The 4,594-nt window shown below is 40.8% G+C and carries 5 protein-coding genes and 1 pseudogene; 3 read left to right on the top strand and 3 right to left on the bottom strand.

Annotation, left to right across the window (positions count from 1 at the left end; all coding sequences use genetic code 11):
* A pseudogene (locus L4C33_RS19820) lies at window positions 1-256 on the top strand (3'-5' exonuclease); the annotation flags it as partial.
* Window positions 257-319: 63 nt separating this feature from the next.
* Here L4C33_RS19820 and L4C33_RS19815 read toward each other — a convergent pair.
* A complete protein-coding gene (locus tag L4C33_RS19815; protein WP_428814122.1) occupies window positions 320-1,159 on the bottom strand; it encodes a DUF6279 family lipoprotein in 840 nt (279 codons plus the stop codon).
* A gap of 252 nt (window positions 1,160-1,411) precedes the next feature.
* Between L4C33_RS19815 and L4C33_RS19810 the strand changes: the two genes are divergently transcribed.
* Window positions 1,412-1,585, top strand: a complete 174-nt coding sequence (locus L4C33_RS19810) for an RNA helicase (RefSeq protein ID WP_428814121.1) — start codon at window positions 1,412-1,414, stop codon at window positions 1,583-1,585.
* Between the two features lie 107 nt (window positions 1,586-1,692).
* Here the strand turns inward: L4C33_RS19810 and dbpA are convergent, their stop codons facing one another.
* On the bottom strand, window positions 1,693-3,072 hold the full coding sequence (dbpA, locus tag L4C33_RS19805) for an ATP-dependent RNA helicase DbpA (RefSeq protein WP_428814120.1): 1,380 nt from the start codon (window positions 3,070-3,072) through the stop codon (window positions 1,693-1,695).
* Window positions 3,073-3,293: 221 nt separating this feature from the next.
* Between dbpA and L4C33_RS19800 the strand changes: the two genes are divergently transcribed.
* On the top strand, window positions 3,294-4,004 hold the full coding sequence (locus tag L4C33_RS19800) for a type II secretion system protein (protein WP_428814123.1): 711 nt from the start codon (window positions 3,294-3,296) through the stop codon (window positions 4,002-4,004).
* Here L4C33_RS19800 and L4C33_RS19795 read toward each other — a convergent pair.
* A partial coding sequence (locus L4C33_RS19795; RefSeq protein ID WP_428814119.1) for a hypothetical protein occupies window positions 3,997-4,594 on the bottom strand: 598 nt, incomplete at its 5' end. The two genes, L4C33_RS19800 and L4C33_RS19795, sit on opposite strands and share 8 nt — an antisense overlap.

The following is a 4,594-nucleotide window of genomic DNA, read 5'->3' as shown; positions in this document are numbered from 1 at the left end:
GCTTATTGCACGCCGCCTTATCCAAGACTCACCAACTCATAAACTTGGTGATCTAATTCGCTTTAAAAATATCGATAATGATGGTGTCTTTCACCGAGCGTTAGCCGATTCAGAAATGACAGCGAAGTTGTGGTTGGTGATGCTACAAGAATTGGAAGAAAATAATAATATAGCCCAACCGACTTTCTCTTTGATGCAAAAAATTGCCAAAACAAGTAAGTCTGCAGTACCTAAACTATTGAGTAATTACGGATAGGGTTTGCGTTTATTCAATCAATAAACCGGAAAGGCGCAACAAAATAAGCTCAATGCTTAAGTGCTATAGAAGATCGGTTAACAGGTCTTCTATTTCTTTTAGTTCCTCTTGATAGTGTTGCCACTGTTCTTCATTACTCGTCGAGATAATTTGCACAATATAATTGCTCGAAAGCTGTTTATTGAATTGGATTTTTTGAGCAAGAGCTGATGAATAAAAACTTTCAGGTTCGAGGAATAACGTCATAAACGAATGCTGAAAGTAGCTAGTATTGGCTTTGTTCTGAAACAGTTGCTCTAGAGTTGATAATACTTTCTCTTGATATAAACCCCAATCAGTTGTGGTAATTTCCATACCGTTCGCCCACTCACGAATGAGTACTTCTTGCTCGGTCGATACCGAGCCAAGCCACCTTTCAACATTAGATTCAATTCGCTCTTTATAGAGTTGTCGAGTTTCTGTATCACTTAACCCTGAGTACTTCTCTAAATACTCCTGCTGATCGCTAGTAAAATTCTCTATAAATTCTTGCTCTTGTTTGGGTGTCGCTTGTAATGCAAACGCATAAACATCAGGAGCAATCTGAGCCGCGATATTTTTAATATGCTGTGTTATTTCTTGCCGTTGTGACAGTACAAACTCTTGATCTAAATCGGACTTTCTTTTGCTACGTATCGACTGAATCTGAGAGATATAGCTGGGTAACTCCGAGCTACGGTGCCACTGCGTCAATACTTGTAAACGTGACTCCAAAATTGTTTTTTGGTCTCGAGTAAGAGTCACGTAGTCATCAATATACTCAAGTATCACCCAATCCAGGTTGTTATAGAGAAACTTGGTGCCACACCCCATCAGTACTCCTCCCAGTACTAGTGTCACGAGCCACTTTCTTAAACCCATCATCTCTATCTCCCCCATTAATCTATTGATTATAGTCTTAAAACGTCAGTTAAAGTTGAGGGCAATAACGTTTATAGAATGCTTCTCATGACTCACTACACAACGCTATAAATGAGCTATATTAAGTTAATAGGAAAATTATCAATTAATTTGGTAATCGTTAAATCCGCCCACAGGTCTGAAAAATCCTACTAAATAGAAGTTCTAAAAAGTAAATAACGGATTATTTTAAGTCTTAATTACAGGGAGGTTTATATGGCTGAACTTTGCCAACTGAATGGTCAGGTGGAGTATGAGGTCTGCTACTTCGAAGACGGTAGTTTGAAAACGATTCTCTTGGAGGCTGAGTGCCGCGATGAAGCGCTACAAATATATAGTGAACAAGGATGTCATCTAAACGATTTGTACTCAATTAGACCGGATAAATAAGACGTATAACAAAAGTACTTGGATGACAGGTAAGATAAAATTAGGCTAACGGAGTGTTTTTGAAAACCGCACAAAGCGACGCAATGTGCGGTTAGAAATAGAATAGACTACTTTAAAATACGAGCTCTGAACTGACGCCCTTTCATCTTTCCTGCTTCAATTTTTTTCAGTGCTTTCTTAGCCATAGACTTTTCGACAGCAACGTATGCACGCATTGCAAATAGGTTGATTTTACCTACTGATTTACCGTCGATGCCACCTTGACCAGTCAATGCGCCTAAAATATCGCCAGCACGCAGTTTCGCCTTTTTGCCGCCATCAATTTGAATCGTCGCCATGCGTGATTGGTATGGCTGAGCATTTGGTTTAGCTGGTAATTGCGCTGGCTCAATTGGCATATCCATGTATTCATCAATTTGAGCTACACGGTACATTTCTTTTTCGCTAAAGAAGCTAATTGCAACACCTTTACTGCCTGCGCGACCAGTACGACCAATGCGGTGTACGTGTACTTCAGGATCACGTGAAAGTTCGAAGTTAAATACAGCATCTAAGTTATCTACATCCAGTCCACGAGCCGCTACATCTGTAGCAACTAGGATAGAGATCGTTTTGTTTGAGAACTGAACTAACGCTTGATCACGCTCACGTTGCTCCATGTCGCCATGAAGTTCAGTTACACTGAAACCACGGTGGTGTAGTTCGTCTGTTACATTTTGTACTTCTTTCTTTGTATTACAGAAAACAACTGCAGATTCTGGCTGATGATGAAGTAATAGAAGCTCTAGTGCATCATCACGTGCTTCAGTTCCTTCCAGCTTGTAAAAGTGCTGTTGGATGCTTGAGTGATCATGTGTCGATTCCACTTTAACCATTTCTGGTTGCTTCATAATACGGTCAGCAATCGACTTAATACTTTTCGGGAATGTCGCACTAAACAAAAGTGTTTGACGATCTTTCGGTGCTTCATTGATTACAGCGTCTAGCGCATCTTGGAAGCCCATATCTAGCATGCGATCTGCTTCATCAAGTACTAGAGTGTTCAACTCCGACAAATCAATGCGGCCTTTTTCAAGGTGATCAAGAATACGACCAGGTGTGCCGACTAGAATATGTGCGCCGTGCTCTAATGAACCAATTTGTGGTCCCATAGGCATACCACCACATAAAGTCAGAACTTTAATGTTATGGATTCCACGACCTAATGTTCTGATTTCAGTAGCAACTTGATCGGCAAGCTCACGAGTAGGACACAATACTAAAGACKGAACTCTAAAACGCTTCACACGTAAGTTCTGTAGTACACCAAGGCCAAATGCCGCAGTTTTACCCGAACCCGTTTTACCCTGACCGATGACATCTTTGCCTTCAAGAATTGTTGGTAGGCTCAATGCTTGAATCGGTGTCATTTGGGTATAACCTAAAGTATCCAGGTTAGATACCAACTCTGGCTTTAGGTTAATTGAAGAAAATTTGTTAGTGCTCACAGAAAGTGCCCTAAAAGTAGAAAAACAGTGGGCATTATGGTTGTTTTTGAAAAAAATTCCACTTCATATTGCAGTAACCTTCAAGTTAACGATATTTGTATCAGATAACCACACTTAACAGCATGTAGATATGGCTTAATACTCGGTTCAAGCTAGCAAAATTCAACCAAAACGAAATAGCATACCGATTGACAATTGGTGTGAGAATTATATATTTATTAATAACACCTGACTTTTATATAGCCCCTTTTCTGAGTAGATTAAATAATGCACGCGCAWCAGGCTTCACCTTAATAGAGCTGATTTCAGTGATCGTTCTATTAGGGATAATTGGAGTAGCCGCAGCTCCAAAATTCCTTTCATTTTCTGATGACGCACGAACTTCGGCTTCAAGAGGGTTATTTGCAAACTTCAATACTGGCGTGCAGGTATATAGGGCAGCATGCTTTGCAAGAGGTGGTGATACTGTTGAACCTGTAGGCGGGCCATATAATGACGACTTTGAAATAGACGGGTTACGATCTAGCGCGACCGGAAGTTGCTTCCCGGTAAGAGAAGATAGAAGAGATATAAACCGCCCTAACGCTTGTTACACGATTTTCCAGCATATCACTAACTCAGACCACTTTGTTGATAGGACTTATTCGAGCTCTAACCCAGCGCTAGGCGGAGAAAATTCAGAGAACGTCCCCTTCTCTGGCTTTGAACAAGCTCGCGACGCGGGTTATCAAGTATTTATACAGCAGCGTAGGCGATACTTTTCTTACTGCCATTTTTATAGCTTAGAAGGTGACTTAGCCGACGCTCCTTATGTTCTATACAACGCCATTGATGGAAGTGTGGTAACAGGCACGGTAGATCTAACCCAAGGAATCAGTTGGTCAGATGAACTTGAAAAATATCCTCAGCAATCTAATCCTCCTTTCAATTAGAGCGATCTAGGCTGAGCCTAATTTCCTCGCTATCTTTTTCCAGCATCACTACTGGGCTAGTTTCATTCGCGACACGCCAAACACTCATCGACCGGGCATTGCTCGGTCGAGAGTTAATAAATTCAACCAATTCCTTGTCTATTTGACTTAATGCCGCACCGTTAGGCACTATCTTCGCTGTAGCACCTACCAACGATTTGTGGTCGTAATTCAATAAGGCCTCCCTTACACTAAACCTTTCACCTTCAATCGTAATTTCTTCAAGCTGAAAACCATCCTTACGGAGATTTAACTGGATTTGGCTATAACTAATCGCAGAGAAATCTAGAGCCATCACCACCTTATCCACCCGTTCGTTCTCAATGTGTAATTCCATAAATAGCCTGGTGGTGTAGTAACTAACTTCATCGCTACATAAAACGACGCTATCCAGCCCGCATTCGAATAACCCTGCATCATTTACATAGTAAGCTGCATTTGGTTTTACTGAGTGAGTGTTAAAGACTTCCCTTAAAAACCAAGGTTCTTTTGCGTATAAATTGGATGAAAAGAGAAAAAAGCATAGATATAGAGTATGCAGGGGAAATGAA

The organism is Vibrio makurazakiensis, from assembly GCF_050337375.1.
Classification (GTDB): Bacteria; Pseudomonadota; Gammaproteobacteria; order Enterobacterales; family Vibrionaceae; genus Vibrio; species Vibrio makurazakiensis.
The sequence above is the reverse complement of the archived record's forward strand: the minus strand, read 5'-3'. Positions and strand labels throughout refer to the sequence as shown.

Bases quoted from the DNA above. Each gene is read 5' to 3' on its own strand.
- L4C33_RS19815 (WP_428814122.1), bottom strand. From the start codon at position 1,159: ATGATGGGTTTAAGAAAGTGGCTCGTGACACTAGTACTGGGAGGAGTA.
- L4C33_RS19810 (WP_428814121.1), top strand. From the start codon at position 1,412: ATGGCTGAACTTTGCCAACTGAATGGTCAGGTGGAGTATGAGGTCTGC.